We start from the raw sequence: 16,283 nt of genomic DNA on the forward strand, positions 1-16,283 counted from the left end.
TTATTCATTTATAGGGTTTACAGAATTTTACTTAATTATCTAATTTCGCCAACAAATTTACTAATTTTTCCAGAACCGTCTTCGCTTAAATGTTTAATGAAAGCGCTGCCAATAATAGCTCCTTTAGCAAATTTGGTTGCCTGATTAAAAGTTTCTTTATTCGAAATTCCAAAACCTATGATTTGTGGATTTTTAAGATTCATGTTTGCAATTCTTTCAAAATAGCTTTCCTGAACGTTTCCAAAACCTGATTGAGAACCTGTAACACTTGCAGAACTTACCATATAGATAAAACCGTTTGAAACACTGTCGATAAAACGAATGCGCTCGTCCGAAGTTTGTGGTGTAATGAGGAACACATTTATTAATCCGTGTTTTTCGAAAATTGCTTTGTATTCATCTGCATAAACGTCAACCGGTAAATCAGGAATAATTAAACCGTCAATACCAATTTCGGCGCATTTTTTACAAAATTCTTCTACTCCGTATTGCAACATCGGGTTAAAATATCCCATAATAATCAACGGAATTTTTACGCTTTCGCGGATGTTCTTAAGTTGATCGAATAAAATTTGAGTAGTCATACCGTTATGAAGCGCCTGGGTCGAACTCGCCTGAATCGTTGGTCCATCGGCCAAAGGATCACTAAAAGGCAGACCAATTTCGATTAAATCAACACCATTTTTTTCTAAATCCTGTATGATTTGAACCGTATCATTTAAGTTAGGATATCCCGCCGAAAAATAAATAGAAAGGATCTTTTTATCCTCTTGTAATTTTTGAGTTATTCTGTTCATTATTTTTATTTTTTATCCTAACAGCTTTTCAAAACCTGTTAGGTATTTTATTAAGTTTTGCCACAGATTAAAAAGATTACAATGATTTTATTAATAATTTGATCTGTGACAATCTGCTGTCCATCCGGAAAAAATAGCGTATAAAATTATTTATTTTCGATATAAATCCACGCTACAATTCCGGACTTTAGTGTAACCTGAACTCTTTTGTAAGCATTAGATTCAAATAAATCTATTTTAGCCAAATCGTCATTAGAAATCTTAAAAACGGTACCTTTTATGCTATCGGCAGGATTTTCACTTGCAATTGCTACGTGATAGTCTGCCATTCCAAACTCTTCTTCGATTTTTAGATCTTTAAGTTTGTAGCTAATCAGATGATCGGGAGTTCCTGTTAATATTTTATTCAAAACTCGCATCTGAATTTCTTTTGATCGTAATGTTCCGTATGAAAAGAACTGTTCCATAATTACTATTTTTCTCGTTATTGGTTTGCGTTAGGGATGGTAGCGGCATCTCCCGATTTAGAAAAACAAGGCTTTTTTGCCGTAGTTTTTGTTAATTGGGAATATAGCGAACAGCCCGACCGCCTTTTTTGGCGGTAACGCCCAAATTACTCCTATAATTTAAAATAATCAATATAATTGTCTAAATCTTTATCGCCTCGGCCAGAAAGACTAATCACGACAATATCTGTAGGTTTAAATTTCTTTTGGTCTAAAACCGCAAAAGCATGTGCGCTTTCTATTGCCGGAATAATTCCTTCTAATTTGGTCAATTGCAAACCTGCATTCATAGCATCATCATCCGTCACCGAGAAAAATTCGCCACGACCGGTTTGGGCTAAATGGGCGTGCATTGGACCAACTCCCGGATAATCAAGACCTGCAGAAATAGAATATGGCTCTGTAATTTGTCCGTCTGGAGTTTGCATCAATAGGGTTTTGCATCCATGTATAACACCAACTTTACCTAATTTACTTGTTGCTGCACTATGACCGCTGTCAACGCCTTTTCCGGCAGCTTCTACGGCAATAATACCCACTTCAGGCTCGTGCAAAAAGTGATAATAAGTTCCGGCAGCATTACTTCCGCCACCAATACAAGCCACTACATAATCAGGATTTTCGCGCCCTTCTTTTTCTTTTAACTGCCATTTTATTTCTTCGGAAATTACGCTCTGGAAACGTGTTACCATATCCGGATAAGGATGCGGTCCAATTGCAGAACCAATGATATAATGGGTATCAACCGGATTATTGATCCAGTCTCTAATTGCTTCGTTTGTAGCATCTTTTAAGGTTCTTGAACCGGAGAGTGCGGGACGAACTTCGGCTCCTAACATTTTCATACGCGCCACGTTTGGTGCCTGACGCGCAATGTCAATTTCGCCCATATACACGATACATTGCAATCCCATAAGAGCGCAAACTGTTGCAGTTGCCACACCATGTTGTCCAGCTCCGGTTTCGGCAATGATGCGTTTTTTGCCCAGACGTTTTGCTACTAATATTTGCCCAATTGTATTGTTGACTTTATGGGCTCCGGTATGGTTTAAGTCTTCTCTTTTTAGATACACTTTTGTATTGTATTTTTCAGATAAACGTTTCGCAAAATAAAGCGGACTTGGGCGTCCAACGTAATCTTTTAGCAGTTGATCGAACTCAGCTTTAAAATCAGGCTCGCTTGTTATCTTTAGATAATTCTGACGTAATTCTTCTACATTTGGATATAACATTTCAGGAATGTAAGCTCCTCCAAATTCTCCGTAATATCCTTTTTCGTTGACATTAAAATTCATTTTATTACAATTTTAAAAGTTGGCAACATCAAATTTTCGTTTGAAATTGCTAAATAGATTTTTGTTTTTTAGCCCGGGTGCAATTTCAAATTTACTATTTATATCGACAGCATAAATAGGAAGATTTGTTTTTGAAATTTCTTCTATGGCTTTTAATTCATTGATTCCGATTCCGCCGCTCAAAAAGAAAGGCTTATCAGACTTGTATTTTTTTAATATTGTCCAGTCAAACGTAGTTCCGTTACCACCGGGTAATTTTCCTTTTGTATCAAATAGAAAATAATCGCAAACGGGTTCGAATGGTTTTATGGTTTCAAAATCAAAATCATTATCGGCAGAAAAGACTTTTATAATTTCGATTTTTTGTGGCAATTGTTTTTTTAATTCTGATAAAAATTCAACCGATTCATTTCCGTGAAGCTGAACAGCCTGCAAATTGTATTTTAAAACTTTTTCGAGAATTTCTTCCTGAGTTTGGTTTACAAATACCCCTGTTTTTTTTATTGTTTTGATCAATTCCGGAATAGTTCCGTCAAAGTATCGAGCGGACTTTTCCCAGAAAATAAATCCCATATAATCGGGTAGGAGTGCACCTACTTCGAGAATGTTTTCTGGATATTTCATGCCGCATATTTTGAGTTTCATTGTATTGTATTTTTTTACCGCAAAGGGTTTAATATTGTTTTGCCACGAAGGCTCTAAGACACAAAGTTTTTCTTTTGCCACGAATTTCACGAATTAGCACGAATTGAATTAGTGGAAATTTGTGTAATTCGTGGCAAACTTATATTATAGCTGAGTAATAAATTCTGTTGCGGCTTGTCCGGCGTTGTCAGTTTTCATGAAGTTCTCTCCAATTAAAAATCCTTTATAACCGTAAGGTTTAAGTTCAGAAATGGCTTCGATTGACGAAATGCCGCTTTCGGAAACTTTTACAAAATCATCCGGAATTTGTGCTGCCAGTTGTTTGCTGAAATCAAGACTTACTTCAAAAGTTTTCAGGTTTCTGTTGTTTACGCCAATCATATCTAAAGTAGGCATAATCGATTTTTCTAATTCTTCCTGATTGTGTACTTCCAACAATACTTCTAATCCTAATTTCTTTGCAAATTCTGATAGCGATTTGATTTCTTCGCGGGTTAAAACTGCTGCAATTAATAGAATCAAATCAGCACCATAAGCTTTGGCTTCCAGAATTTGGTATTCATCGACAATAAACTCTTTTCGCAATAGCGGAATGTTTACGCTCGCTCTTGCCAAAAGTAAGTCGTCAAGTGAACCGCCAAAGTATTTTCCATCTGTTAAAACAGAGATTCCGCAAGCTCCTGCATTTTCATAACCTTTTACGACTTCTTCAACCGTAAAACTATGATTGATAACAGATTTAGATGGAGAACGACGTTTGTGTTCTGCAATAATTCCGGTGGAACTTTGTCTTAATTTCTGGCTTAAAGAAATGGTTTCTCTATCAAAAAACACAGAACTTTCTAATTGCGAAACCGGTATGATCGATTTTTTAAGAACAACTTCTCGTTGTTTATCAAATATTATTTTATCGAGTATGTTCATTGTTTTTATAATTTAAAGATTGAAAAATTTAAAGATTGAAAAAGGCATCTGTAAATTAAGTATCTATTTTGGTATTTAAATATTTTATAAAGTTTGATAAGTTCTGAGATATTTCAATACTTAAATCATAACCTTTTTGAATTTCTAACTGATTGCAAAATGCTAGTTCTCGGGATAATATCAACATGCTTCTTACTTCTGCACAACTTCCTTTAGAAATTTTCAGATACCGTATTAATTGCTTGTTATTATTATATTCAGATCCTTCGGCGATATTATTTGTGATTGATACAACAGCTCTTTTTATTTGATCTTTGAATCCAAATTCTCTTTCAAAAGATGTATTCTTCATTAATGTAAAAATTAATTTAGCTAAGAGAGGATACCTTTTTTATAGACTTCAAATTCTTCAAAAGATTTCGTCATAATTTTTCAATTTTTAAATCGTTAAATCTTTCAATTTATTTAACGCTCTTAATCCTTTTCCGGAGAATAGACTTTCTTTTGCCAATTCAAATCCTTCCAGCGGAGAACATTTTGTAACCGTTGCGATTGCCATTGCAGCATTTGCACAAACTACATTATTCTGGGCTTCGTTTCCTTTTCCTGAAAGTATGTTGATAAACATATCAGCCGATTCTTCGATGGTTTTTCCGCCTTCGATTTCGCTTTGTGATAAAAGACGAACGCCAAAATCTTCCGGCTTCAACATTCCTTCCATATGATTCGAAATTGTTTTGGTAGGACCTGTCAAAGAGATTTCGTCATAACCGTCAAGCGAATGCAAAATGGTGAAATTTACATTGGTATTTTGATACAAATAAGCATAAATTCGAGCCAGTTCTAAATTAAAAACACCTACCAACTGATTTTGTGGAAACGACGGATTCACCATTGGTCCCAGCATATTAAAGAACGTTTTTACAGCTAATTCTTTACGGATTGGTCCAACGTTTTTCATTGCCGGGTGAAATAGGGGAGCGTGCAAAACGCAAATTCCGGCTTTGTCGATACATTTCTCTAAAAAAGAAGCATCATTGCTGAATTTGATTCCCATTTTTTCCATTACGTTGCTTGATCCTGAAATCGAAGAAACGCCATAGTTTCCGTGTTTCGCTACTTTTATTCCTGCTCCAGCTGATATAAAGGATGCCAAAGTCGAGATGTTGAAAGTATCTTTTCCGTCACCACCCGTTCCGCATAAATCGATTGTATTGTATGCAGATAAATCAACACGAATACATAATTCTAATAAAGCTTCACGAAAACCCGAAAGTTCATCGATTGTAATGCTTCGCATCATAAATACGGTTAGAAAAGCCGAAATCTGACTTGGATTGTATTGACCACTTGAAATATTAATCAAAACATCTTTTGCTTCTTGTTTAGAAAGCACTTCGTGGTTGATTAATTTATTTAATATATTTTTCATTTTTTTTAGGTTCTAAGTTGCTGAGTTTTTTACTGAGACTGTAAACTGAATACTAGCTCTTTATCCAATTCTCTAAAATCCTTTTTCCGTTTGGAGTCAAAACACTTTCCGGGTGAAACTGAACACCTCTTACATCAAAAGTTTTGTGCCTAAGTGACATAATTTGCCCATTTTCGTCTATAGAAGTTGCTTCCAGAACATCCGGTAAATTACTGTCTACAACCCATGAATGGTAACGCCCAACTTCGAATTCATTGCCTAAACCTTCAAACAAAATTTCGTCTGAAACTACTGTTTTTACATTGGTAGCAACACCGTGATATACTTTATCAAGGTTTGAAAGTGTACCTCCAAAAACTTCGCCAATCGCTTGTTGTCCTAAACAAACTCCAAGGATGCTTTTGGTTGGAGCATATTTTTCGATTACAGCTTTTAATAAACCTGCTTCATCCGGGATTCCGGGACCTGGCGAAAGTAAGATCTTATCAAAAGAAGCGATTTCGTCAAGTTCGAATTCATCGTTTCTGTACACCGTAACTTCGCAATTTAAATCTTCCAGATAGTGTACTAAATTATAAGTGAAACTATCGTAATTGTCTATAACTAATATTTTTTTCATTTTTTTGAGGTTCTAAGTTGCTAAGGTTTTGAGTTACTAAGTTTTATTACTCTGACTGTAAACCGCGACTGAATATTCTTTTTATTTTTCTCTACTGTATTTTTCGATACTAATTTGATCAACGTCTAATTTTAGATTTTCTCTGCCATTTCAAGTGCTGTATTCAAGGCTCTTAGTTTGTTGTAAACTTCCTGCATTTCGCTTTCTTCATCAGAACTTGCTACAATTCCGGCTCCGGCCTGACAATGTAATTGGTGGTTTTTGCTCAGGAAAGTCCGAATCATAATTGCGTGATTAAAGTTGCCGCTAAAATCCATGAAGCCAATGGCACCTCCGTAAAAGTTACGATTTGTTTTTTCATAATCTTCAATCAGTTGCATCGCTCTGTGTTTTGGTGCGCCGCTTAAAGTTCCTGCCGGAAAAGTATCTGCAACCACTTGCATTGTTGTGGCTTTTTCATGCAAATGTCCTGTAACTTTTGAAACCAGGTGAATAACGTGCGAGAAAAACTGAACTTCTCTATATTTCTCAACGTTTACATCATGTCCGTTTCGGCTTAAATCATTTCTGGCCAAATCGACTAACATTACATGCTCACTGTTTTCTTTTTTATCTTCAGAAAGTTGTTTTGCCAAAACGGCATCACGTTCATCATTTCCGGTTCTCTTGAACGTTCCTGCAATTGGATGAATCTCGGCTTTTCTGTTTTTTACGATAATTTGTGCTTCGGGTGAAGAACCAAAAATCTTGAAATCTCCATAATCAAAAAAGAATAAATAAGGAGACGGATTAATACTTCTTAAAGCTCTGTAAACATTGAATTCATCGCCTTTGAAACCTTGTGTAAAACGACGTGATAGTACCAATTGAAAAACGTCTCCGCGATAACAATGTTTTTTGGCTAAAGCTACATTATGCTTAAATTCATCATCGGTTAAGTTAGAGAAACCTTCGCCTTCTTTGGTGAATTTGTACGAAGCAATATTTCTGGATTGTAATAACTGCTCGATTTCAGCAATATTGTTTTTTCCGTCTACACTGTGACAGAAAATATACGCCTCATTTTTAAAGTGATTGATGGCGATTATATTTTGATAAACGGCATAAAATACATCCGGAATTGAGGTTGCATTGTCTTTTTTTGCAATCGAAACTTTCTCGAAATAACGAACAGCATCATAAGAAATATATCCGAATAAGCCATTATTGATAAATTTAAAATCATTTTTTTCTGATTTAAACTGACTTGAAAATTCCTGAATTACTTCTGGAATATTGGTCTTTGCATCAATGGTAATTTGCTCCGTTGTTCCGTCAGGAAAAGTTTTTGAGATAATTTCGTTTTCGATTTTAATGGTCGCAATAGGATTACAACAGATATAAGAGAAACTATTATCATTTCCGTGATAATCACTACTTTCCAGTAATAAGCTATTTGGGAATTTATCTCTTATTTTAAAATAAATACTAACCGGGGTAATAGTATCTGCCAGAATTTGTTTGTAGTGTGTGTTGAGTATAAAAGGTTTCAAAGTATTTCGTTTTTTAATTTTTAATATATTTTTTACTTGAGTTTTGACCAAAAAAAAAGGCTTGTCGTGATGACAAGCCTTTTATATTTATAGTTTTACAATACCATAGGAAGCTTTGTTCACGACGTTTGACGCAAATTCTTCCACCACCATGAATTGTTAATTATTGTTTTCATATCTTATATTGATTTGGCAAATATATAAATGTAATTTGAATTACGATACATAAATTTTCAAAAAAAACTTTTCTAATTTCTAAAATTTGTTAAATTTCACGAATGTTGCTTGTTTTTATTGTTTAATTTCCAATTGCAATGGTATTGTTTTGGTTCATTCTAAAGTCTGGGTTTCCTTTGATATTAGGCATTGTAAACAATTCGATGTTTTTGATTTTTGTAAATCCTATTTCGAAACTTGGATTGCTGTAGAATTTTTCGATTGTAGCATTAGCACCGCCGGCTTCGCTTGTAATTCCGCCATTGCAATTGTTAACGATTAAGTTTTTAAATGTAATTTTGGCTAAATTAACTTCTCCATTTCCAATATTACCTTCCAGTAAAGCAAAAGGAGTAAAGCCAGAAATAATACTATTGGTCAGGTTAAAGAAAGTATCTTCTCGTACATAAACCGACTCTCTAACAAGACCTTGATTGTTTTCTTCAAGATTAACCATAGTAATATTATTGGCATTTATTTTGGTTAATTTTTTAGACATATCCGTGTTTTGAATTTTATCATACGAATCTACTTCAAAACATCTTGAACCTGAAATATCAGATGAAAAGGGATGGCGAATCGCAATACTATTGCTAATATTAATTTGTGCCCCCTGTGTAAAATCGAAATCATCATCTGTAGTTCGGTACGAAACAAGATTGTTCATGTTTAAATCTCCTCCGTAACACTCGAATGAATCATCGTTTGAAAAACTAATCTGTATGTTATTTAAAATTGTTTTTCGACCAACACCTGCCAAAGAAAGTCCGTTAAGTTCCTTGGCAGCACTTAATTTTCTTCCTGAATATTCGATTCGAACATATTTTAAAATTCCTGAGTTATCTTCGGCATCCGGACCTCCATAATGATTCAGTAGAGGCTCTAAATCAAATGGTAATGTGTGAACGCCGCCAATGGTATTTATTGGAGCTTTTCCCAGTATAATAATTCCTCCCCAATCTCCTGGTTTTCTATCGCTAATTTCTTTATTCGAAGTAAAAACAATAGGATCTGTTTCTAAACCTTCGGCTACAATTTTTGCTCCATTGGTTATCACAAGTGTTCCGCAAGTTTTATCGTCTCCTCTTATTACTGTTCCGGGTTCTATGGTCAAAACTGCATTTTTGGTTACATAAACAACTCCAACCAATTGATACGTATTGCGTTTGTATAATTTAGTATCTTTGTCAATAGTTCCTGCAATGATGTTTGTAGCCTCGCTATATTCTGTATTGGCTGGTTTAAAATTAGTCCAGTTGCTCATCCAGTTTGTGTTGCCAATAATTCCTTTAGGTTGTTGTTGAGCTTGTATAAATAAAGTGCTTAGAAGTGTAAAAATTGCAATGCGTACTTTTGTTTTCATAGCTTTGATTTTGATTGCTGTATTTGATTTTTTTTGATAAGCCAAAATTAAAAGCCAAATGTTAATCAAAGACCTGTATGTTGTTATGAAAGCGTTATGTGTATGTTAAGGAGGTTATCTTTTTGAAAATATTATAAAAAGAAAACCCCAACAGTCATAGGACTATTGGGGTTTCTTATGGGGTAAGAATTACTTAAGTTTTAAAATATTAGAATTTTAAAGCTACAGTTAATTCGAAATCATCATTGATAGTTTTGTCTCCTAAGTTTTCGAAGAAGTTACCAGAGTTGTATTTGATGTCGTATTTAGTTCTGTCAACTTTGAAAGCAGTAGTTGCCGTATTTCCTGCTACAGTGATGTCAAAAGTTACAGGTTTAGTAATTCCTTTGATAGTTAAATCAGCAGTTACTGTATAAACATCAGTTGCTTTAGCACCAATAGTTTTGAAAACTAATTTTGCAGTTGGGAATTTATCAGTTCCAAAGAAATCTGGTGATTTCAAGTGACCGTTTAATTTTCCTTGGTATTCTCCACTTAAATCTGTAGAAGTTAAAGAAGTCATGTCAACAGTGAAACTACCACCAGTTAATTTTTTTCCTTTAAAAACTACAGAACCGTCTTTAAAGTTTACTGTTCCTGAGTGTTCTCCAGTTACTTTTTTTCCTACCCATTTGATAGTACTTGCTTTTACGTCGATTTTTTTAGTTTGTGCGTTTACTGAAACGCTGGCTACAGCTACGAATAATGCTATTGCAATTGTCTTTAAATTTTTCATGTTGTTAAAATTGATTTTGGATTAATAATAATTATATAGTGATAAATAATTCTTCGTGAGATTTTCTAACTTTTTTGTAATGCTGAGCGTCGTCCTCATCATGTCTGTATCCTACAGTTGCAATTACTGAAGCATTCAAACCTAATTTGTCGAAACCTAAGATTTCGTTGAATGCAGCAGGATTAAACCCTTCCATTGGAGTCGCGTCGATTTTTAATTCAGCAGCAGCAGCCAATAATGTTCCCAAAGCAATATAAGTTTGTTTTGCAGTCCAGATATTTTTAGCATCCTGTGATAAGTTTGAAATCACACCATTCATCATGTCTGCAAATCCACCCAAAGCCTCAGTAGGAACACCTCTTGTTTCGCTAATATTTTTAATATAAGCAGCTACAGATTCCGTGCCAGCATTTAAATCATTTGCAAAAATAAATAGTTGAGATGCATCTGTAACTTGAGTTTGTCCATAAGCAGCAGCTTTTAGTTGCTCTCTTATTTCCGGATTTTCTACGATAACAACTTTATAAGGTTGTAATCCGTATGATGAAGCAGCTAATCTAACAGCCTCTTTTAATGTATTTAAATCTGCTGAAGATATTTTTTTGCTTGCATCAAACTTTTTTGTTGCGTATCTCCAGTTTAAATTTTCTAATAATGTGCTCATAAAATTAATTTTGTTGGGTTCGGTATTTTTCTAATAATTGATTTAATAACTCTAATTCTTCAGGACTTATATTCTCAGCAAATGCACGTTCATGTTCATCTACTTTCGGATCTAACTCTTTTAGTACATCTAACCCCTTTTGGGTAATTAGTACTTCGATCTTACGTCGATTGCCAGGGCAAACATTTCGGGTAACAAAATCCTTTAATAATAATTTGTCGACCAATCTGGTTGTGTTACTTGTTTTGGCAAGCATACGTTCCTGGATCACACACATATTTGCAGGATTCCCTTTTTGTCCTCTTAATATACGTAACACATTATATTGCTCTCCGGATAAATCATACGGTTTTATCAACTCGTTGAAATGATCCTGAATCACGTTTTGCGTGTACATGATATTCAGAATAACTTTTTTCGCATTATCCATCTTAACTGTACTTTTTATAACCTCTTCAATTGTCATAGTCGTAAGTGTATAATTTGTATATACAAATGTATATCTTTTAATAGTTGTATATACAAATGTTGTGTTAATTTTTTGTTAATTGAATTAATGCGCAAAAGTGTGTTTTTAAGATATTTTAAAAACTAGAGTAAAAATACTATATTTTTAAATTTAAAATATTGATTGATTGAGATTTAACGATTGTTTAAAGTTGCAGATCGGTTGGAGGGTAAAAAAGCGAAACCCGACAGGTTTTAAGGGCTGTCGGGTTTAACAAAAAGATTTGATCGTTACAAAATAGAAGTTTTCTATTTTTTTTTAAGCAAAAAATTCAATTTTTAGAATAGAGAAACGCCAAGTTGCATACGCGTATATTTTTCAGCAGGATTCCACATAATACCGGCATAAACCGGAAGTTTGTATTGTAAAATCGTAATGTCTTTAGAGGCTTTTAGCCCTGTATTTACAACATTCAGGCTATTGTCCGGATTTGTAGTGTATAAATTTGATTTTCCGTCAAGCGAAAAACTAGTACCTACATAAGCGTCTAAAGTTATTTGCTCGTTTTTTAGTAACGGATAACCCAACTCTACATAAGTTGAATATCGATTTTTATAAACGAGATCAGAATTTAGCTCACGATCATTTCCATAAAGAATAATGTCAGCTTCGACCCGCAACGGGAATTGGGGAGAAAAACGATACGAACTTCTCAAATCAATTAGATGTGTTGTGGTGTTTTTGTCATAGTTAAAAACCTCGGGATGTATAACATTTGTAGTATTAAACAAGTCCCACAGACCTACAGTTAATCCTTTATGTTTGTACTGAACATAATAATCTACCTCTGTATATTTGCCATCGAAACCGTTACCGCCCCAAAATCCAACTGTAAAATTTTGTTTTTTGTCTAGTGCATAATGAATGTCTGCTGTAATGGTCATGCTTGGGTTAATGATTAATCCTCTCCAAAGATGACTTGTTTCAAGTCCTATATTAAAATTTAATCGGCTGGGTTCTTTACTGGTTTTTGTTTCCGGTGCTGTTTCTTGAGCATATCCAGTTAATCCTATGATTGCAACCATAGAAGAAAGAAATAGATTTTTCATAAAATTTTTAGATTAAATGAGCGGGATTAGTTAAGTGCGATATATAATAAAGCAGCTATCCCGGCTCCAATTACGGGACCTATTATAGGTATCCAGGCATATCCCCAGTTGCTGGTTCCTTTTATGGGTAAAATTGCGTGCATAATTCTGGGACCTAAATCTCTTGCCGGATTAATAGCATATCCGGTTGTGCCCCCTAGCGACAGGCCTATTGCCCATACGACTATTGCAACAGGAAGCGCGCCTATTGTTCCTAAACCTATAGTTGCATGAGTATCTGTTGCTATGCCTAAGCTGGGCCCTGCAATATAAAAAATAGAGAAAATCAAGACGAATGATGCAATTACTTCACTAATTATATTCGACAAATTGTTTTTGATCGCGGGTCCGGTAGAAAAACAAGATAGTTTGGCACCTTCGTCTTCTGTTGCGGCAAAATGATCTTTATAAGACAACCAGACTAAAAATGCTCCTAACATTGCTCCAATCATTTGGGCAGCAATATAAGTGGGGACCAATTGCCAGCTAAATTTTCCGATAAAAGCTAATCCAAGAGTTACGATAGGGTTTAAATGTGCTCCACTAATTGGTCCTGCAATAATTACACCTGCAAAAACTGCAAATGCCCAAGCGGTACTAATAACAATCCAACCGGAGTTATTGCCATTTGTACTTTTAAGATTAACGTTTGCAACAACGCCGTTGCCTAATAAAATCATCACCATAGTGCCTAAAATTTCTGCTGTAAAAGAAGTCATAATGTTTGTTTTTTTTTAGTCTTCAATCCAGTGAGATGTGCGTCCAATCGCTTTATTCCAATTTTTTACAAGAGTATCTACTTTTGTTTTTTCCATTTTTGGAGAAAACACCTTGTCTATAGACCATTGATCTTTTAGATCATCTAAACTTGTCCAATATCCTACAGCAAGTCCAGCCAGATATGCAGCTCCTAACGCTGTTGTTTCAAGTGTCTTTGGTCGTGTAACCGTAGATCCAAAAATGTCTGCCTGAAACTGCATCAATAAGTTATTTGTAGCAGCGCCACCATCAACTCTTAATTCTATTCCTTTATGTCCAAAATCAGCTTCCATCGCTTTTATTAAGTCATTTACCTGATACGCAATTCCTTCCAGAGTTGCTCTGGCAATATGTGCATTTGTTGTGCCTCTGGTAATACCAAATATTGCACCTCTTGCATATTGATCCCAATATGGTGCTCCTAAACCGGTTAGGGCAGGAACAAAATAAACACCACCATTGTCAGGAACTTTAGAAGCCAAAGCTTCGATTTCTTCTGATGAGTTAATCATTTTTGCTCCGTCTCTCAGCCATTGTACAGCTGCTCCTCCAACAAAAACACTTCCTTCTAAAGCATAAGTGGTTTTTCCGTTGATTTTCCAGGCTACAGTGGTTAACAAATTATTTTTGGAAAGAATTGGTTTTTCGCCCGTATTCATTAGCATAAAACATCCTGTGCCGTAAGTATTTTTTACCATTCCTGAGTTGGTACACAATTGACCAAAAAGAGCTGCTTGCTGATCTCCTGCCACACCGGCAATTGGAATTTTTGTTGCAAATAGGGTAGTGCAGGTTTCACCATAAACAGTACTGCTTTCTTTTACTTCGGGTAACATTGCCTTTGGAATGTTAAACAATTCCAGCAATTCATTGTCCCATTCTAAAGTATGAATGTTGAATAATAAAGTACGGCTAGCATTCGAAACATCTGTCATGAACAACTTGCTACGGGTTAATTTCCAGATTAACCACGTATCAACAGTTCCAAAACAAAGTTTTCCCTGCTCAGCTTTTTCACGTGCACCGGGTACATTATCCAGAATCCATTTTACTTTTGTTCCGGAGAAATAAGCGTCGAGAATTAGACCCGTTTTTTTCTGAATCATATCAGCATGTCCTTGTGCTTTTAGTTCATCACAAAATTTTGCTGTTCTGCGATCTTGCCAGACGATAGCATTATACACCGGTTCGCTTGTTTCTCTGTCCCAGACAATAGTAGTTTCGCGCTGATTGGTTATACCAATTGCTGCAATGTCTCTGCCTGAGATTCCAACTTTTGCAATTACTTCGGCAGCTGTACTTATTTGAGAAGACCAGATTTCGTTAGGGTCATGTTCTACCCATCCTGGTTTTGGAAAAATTTGTTTAAATGGTTTTTGAGAAAGACTTACAATTTCGCCTCCATGATTAAAGAGTATAGCTCTGGAAGAAGTTGTTCCCTGATCCAGTGCCAGTATTAATTTATTTTGCATTGTATGTATATTTTAATATTAAGAAAGTTTATTGAAATTCAGATAAAAGGAATCCTTTTGCAATTTTTTTGAAGTTTAAAATTTCTTTAATTACCCAGGTTTCATCATGTCCAAGTTCTTTTGCGAGTAATCGTGCTACTTTTTCAGAAGACTGTATTGCAGCTCTTGCGTCCAAAAACAACAAACGAACACGTCTGGCTAATATATCATCTACAGTTCTCGCCATTTCCTGTCGAATTGCCCAAGCCACTTCTGCCATTGTAAACTCATGATCAGGATGTACTTTTTCTTTTAATTCAGGCTCATTTTGTTGCAATTCGATTATTTTAGAAAGATCTGATCCATATATATATAAGTGGTTTTCTCTCTCTAAAGTTGTCGTTTCTTTATTTCCATGAATAGGCAAATGTTCTGTATTGCATCCTTTTGCAGGTAGTTTGCGTGTTTTAATCGCTTTGTCTATAATATCTTCGGCAATTTTTCTGTAAGTGGTCCATTTTCCTCCTGTAATGGTTATTAAACCGGTTTCAGAAACAATAATTTTATGACTTCTCGAAACTTCTTTGGTGCTTTTTCCTTCCTCTTCAGGAGCGGCTAAAGGACGCAAGCCAGCATAAACAGACAGCACATCGGCTCTTGTTGGTTTTTTTGCTAAAAAGCGTTGGGCTGTTTCAAGTACAAATTCAATTTCGCTTTCGAGTGCAATAGGTTCTAAACTGTGTTTTTTGATCAATGTGTCTGTTGTGCCTACTACAATGCGATTGTGCCAGGGCACGGCAAATAAAACTCTTCCATCGCTTGTTTTAGGAATCATTAAAGCGTGTTCACCCGGTAAAAAAGATTTATCAAACACAAGATGAATCCCCTGGCTTGGAACGATATATTTTTTATAAACAGTATCGTTTAGTTTCATTATGGCATTTGTAAAAACACCGGTTGCATTAATAATCGCAGATCCTTTAAGCTCGTGTATCTCTCCCGTTTCGTGATCTTGTACCTCTACACCAATAATTTGGTTTTTATCGTCTTTTAATAAATTGATAACTTTTGCGTAGTTTATAATACAGGCACCTTTTTCTACAGCTGTTTGAGCAATATTAATGGCCAGACGGGAATCATCAAACTGTCCGTCATGATAAATTACCCCACTTACCAAACCATTTTCTTCTACATTGGGTAACATTTCGATTGTTTTTTTCTTCGAAATATATTTGGAACGGCCCAGACTTAAACGTCCTGCCAATAAATCATAAATTGTTAAGCCAATGGTGTAGAATGAACCTCCCCACCAATTGTAATTAGGAATTACAAAAGATTGATTTTTGACTAAATGTCCGGCATTTTTCGCCATTAAACCTCTTTCTTTAAGAGCTTCCCGTACCAAATGCACATCTCCTTGTTCCAGATAACGCACACCACCGTGAACTAATTTTGTACTTCTGCTCGAAGTTCCTTTTGCAAAGTCAACCGCTTCGATTAAAATTGTTTTGTAACCTCTGCTTGCAGCATCAAGAGCTGTTCCAAGGCCGCTAGCTCCACCTCCTATTACAATTACATCCCACTTTTCAGTGTTTTTTAATTTTGATAACTGTTCTGAACGTTTCATATTGTGTTGTTTTCTTTTGTTTTTGTAAGAATTATTTTCTAATAACAAAATTAACGAAACAAAACGAAACAAAATGTTAAAG

At 35.1% G+C, this 16,283-nt stretch carries 17 protein-coding genes; all 17 read right to left on the reverse strand.

The genetic code is table 11. The annotated features are described in order from the left end of the window. Positions 1-35: 35 nt before the first annotated feature. On the reverse strand, positions 36-797 hold the full coding sequence (gene trpA, locus B0A64_RS06680; protein ID WP_089478740.1) for a tryptophan synthase subunit alpha: 762 nt from the start codon (positions 795-797) through the stop codon (positions 36-38). A gap of 146 nt (positions 798-943) precedes the next feature. Next, positions 944-1,264, reverse strand: coding sequence for a gamma-glutamylcyclotransferase family protein (locus B0A64_RS06685; RefSeq protein WP_089478741.1), 321 nt, complete (start codon positions 1,262-1,264; stop codon positions 944-946). Between the two features lie 152 nt (positions 1,265-1,416). Further along, on the reverse strand, positions 1,417-2,598 hold the full coding sequence (gene trpB / locus B0A64_RS06690) for a tryptophan synthase subunit beta (protein ID WP_073395348.1): 1,182 nt from the start codon (positions 2,596-2,598) through the stop codon (positions 1,417-1,419). A 12-nt stretch (positions 2,599-2,610) separates the two neighbouring features. Then, positions 2,611-3,243, reverse strand: a complete 633-nt coding sequence (locus tag B0A64_RS06695; RefSeq protein WP_089478775.1) for a phosphoribosylanthranilate isomerase — start codon at positions 3,241-3,243, stop codon at positions 2,611-2,613. Between the two features lie 144 nt (positions 3,244-3,387). Beyond that, positions 3,388-4,167, reverse strand: a complete 780-nt coding sequence (gene trpC, locus B0A64_RS06700; RefSeq protein WP_089478742.1) for an indole-3-glycerol phosphate synthase TrpC — start codon at positions 4,165-4,167, stop codon at positions 3,388-3,390. A 55-nt stretch (positions 4,168-4,222) separates the two neighbouring features. After that, a complete protein-coding gene (locus tag B0A64_RS06705) occupies positions 4,223-4,519 on the reverse strand; it encodes a four helix bundle protein (RefSeq protein ID WP_244285367.1) in 297 nt (98 codons plus the stop codon). Positions 4,520-4,606: 87 nt separating this feature from the next. Next, a complete protein-coding gene (gene trpD, locus B0A64_RS06710) occupies positions 4,607-5,599 on the reverse strand; it encodes an anthranilate phosphoribosyltransferase (protein ID WP_089478743.1) in 993 nt (330 codons plus the stop codon). 52 nt (positions 5,600-5,651) lie between these two features. Next, positions 5,652-6,218, reverse strand: a complete 567-nt coding sequence (locus B0A64_RS06715; RefSeq protein WP_089478744.1) for an anthranilate synthase component II — start codon at positions 6,216-6,218, stop codon at positions 5,652-5,654. A gap of 131 nt (positions 6,219-6,349) precedes the next feature. Further along, positions 6,350-7,750 (reverse strand): anthranilate synthase component I family protein, encoded by a 1,401-nt coding sequence (locus B0A64_RS06720; RefSeq protein ID WP_089478776.1) that lies wholly within the window; start codon positions 7,748-7,750, stop codon positions 6,350-6,352. A gap of 298 nt (positions 7,751-8,048) precedes the next feature. Beyond that, on the reverse strand, positions 8,049-9,329 hold the full coding sequence (locus B0A64_RS06725) for a hypothetical protein (protein ID WP_089478777.1): 1,281 nt from the start codon (positions 9,327-9,329) through the stop codon (positions 8,049-8,051). Between the two features lie 208 nt (positions 9,330-9,537). Then, the gene (locus tag B0A64_RS06730; RefSeq protein WP_089478745.1) at positions 9,538-10,104 is read right to left on the reverse strand and encodes a YceI family protein; all 567 of its coding nucleotides are present in this window, start codon (positions 10,102-10,104) and stop codon (positions 9,538-9,540) included. 31 nt (positions 10,105-10,135) lie between these two features. Beyond that, the gene (locus B0A64_RS06735; RefSeq protein ID WP_089478746.1) at positions 10,136-10,768 is read right to left on the reverse strand and encodes an NAD(P)H-dependent oxidoreductase; all 633 of its coding nucleotides are present in this window, start codon (positions 10,766-10,768) and stop codon (positions 10,136-10,138) included. Between the two features lie 4 nt (positions 10,769-10,772). After that, the gene (locus B0A64_RS06740; protein WP_089478747.1) at positions 10,773-11,234 is read right to left on the reverse strand and encodes a MarR family winged helix-turn-helix transcriptional regulator; all 462 of its coding nucleotides are present in this window, start codon (positions 11,232-11,234) and stop codon (positions 10,773-10,775) included. A gap of 320 nt (positions 11,235-11,554) precedes the next feature. After that, a complete protein-coding gene (locus B0A64_RS06745) occupies positions 11,555-12,325 on the reverse strand; it encodes a hypothetical protein (RefSeq protein ID WP_089478748.1) in 771 nt (256 codons plus the stop codon). Positions 12,326-12,351: 26 nt separating this feature from the next. After that, complete coding sequence (locus B0A64_RS06750; protein ID WP_089478749.1) at positions 12,352-13,083, reverse strand: MIP/aquaporin family protein; 732 nt, start codon at positions 13,081-13,083, stop codon at positions 12,352-12,354. Positions 13,084-13,098: 15 nt separating this feature from the next. Further along, the gene (gene glpK / locus B0A64_RS06755) at positions 13,099-14,595 is read right to left on the reverse strand and encodes a glycerol kinase GlpK (protein ID WP_089478750.1); all 1,497 of its coding nucleotides are present in this window, start codon (positions 14,593-14,595) and stop codon (positions 13,099-13,101) included. 28 nt (positions 14,596-14,623) lie between these two features. Next, a complete protein-coding gene (locus tag B0A64_RS06760) occupies positions 14,624-16,201 on the reverse strand; it encodes a glycerol-3-phosphate dehydrogenase/oxidase (protein ID WP_089478778.1) in 1,578 nt (525 codons plus the stop codon). Positions 16,202-16,283 lie beyond the last annotated feature (82 nt).

It is taken from the genome of Flavobacterium araucananum (genome assembly GCF_002222055.1).
GTDB classification, from domain to species: Bacteria; Bacteroidota; Bacteroidia; order Flavobacteriales; family Flavobacteriaceae; genus Flavobacterium; species Flavobacterium araucananum.

Excerpts from the sequence above, each read along its gene's own strand:
- B0A64_RS06725 (WP_089478777.1), bottom strand. The coding sequence starts at position 9,329 with ATGAAAACAAAAGTACGCATTGCAATTTTTACACTTCTAAGCACTTTA.
- B0A64_RS06705 (WP_244285367.1), bottom strand. The coding sequence starts at position 4,519 with ATGAAGAATACATCTTTTGAAAGAGAATTTGGATTCAAAGATCAAATA.
- trpC (WP_089478742.1), bottom strand. The coding sequence starts at position 4,167 with ATGAACATACTCGATAAAATAATATTTGATAAACAACGAGAAGTTGTT.
- B0A64_RS06695 (WP_089478775.1), bottom strand. The coding sequence starts at position 3,243 with ATGAAACTCAAAATATGCGGCATGAAATATCCAGAAAACATTCTCGAA.
- B0A64_RS06750 (WP_089478749.1), bottom strand. The coding sequence starts at position 13,083 with ATGACTTCTTTTACAGCAGAAATTTTAGGCACTATGGTGATGATTTTA.
- B0A64_RS06715 (WP_089478744.1), bottom strand. The coding sequence starts at position 6,218 with ATGAAAAAAATATTAGTTATAGACAATTACGATAGTTTCACTTATAAT.
- trpD (WP_089478743.1), bottom strand. The coding sequence starts at position 5,599 with ATGAAAAATATATTAAATAAATTAATCAACCACGAAGTGCTTTCTAAA.
- glpK (WP_089478750.1), bottom strand. The coding sequence starts at position 14,595 with ATGCAAAATAAATTAATACTGGCACTGGATCAGGGAACAACTTCTTCC.
- B0A64_RS06685 (WP_089478741.1), bottom strand. The coding sequence starts at position 1,264 with ATGGAACAGTTCTTTTCATACGGAACATTACGATCAAAAGAAATTCAG.
- B0A64_RS06740 (WP_089478747.1), bottom strand. The coding sequence starts at position 11,234 with ATGACAATTGAAGAGGTTATAAAAAGTACAGTTAAGATGGATAATGCG.
- trpA (WP_089478740.1), bottom strand. The coding sequence starts at position 797 with ATGAACAGAATAACTCAAAAATTACAAGAGGATAAAAAGATCCTTTCT.
- B0A64_RS06735 (WP_089478746.1), bottom strand. The coding sequence starts at position 10,768 with ATGAGCACATTATTAGAAAATTTAAACTGGAGATACGCAACAAAAAAG.
- trpB (WP_073395348.1), bottom strand. The coding sequence starts at position 2,598 with ATGAATTTTAATGTCAACGAAAAAGGATATTACGGAGAATTTGGAGGA.
- B0A64_RS06745 (WP_089478748.1), bottom strand. The coding sequence starts at position 12,325 with ATGAAAAATCTATTTCTTTCTTCTATGGTTGCAATCATAGGATTAACT.
- B0A64_RS06730 (WP_089478745.1), bottom strand. The coding sequence starts at position 10,104 with ATGAAAAATTTAAAGACAATTGCAATAGCATTATTCGTAGCTGTAGCC.
- B0A64_RS06760 (WP_089478778.1), bottom strand. The coding sequence starts at position 16,201 with ATGAAACGTTCAGAACAGTTATCAAAATTAAAAAACACTGAAAAGTGG.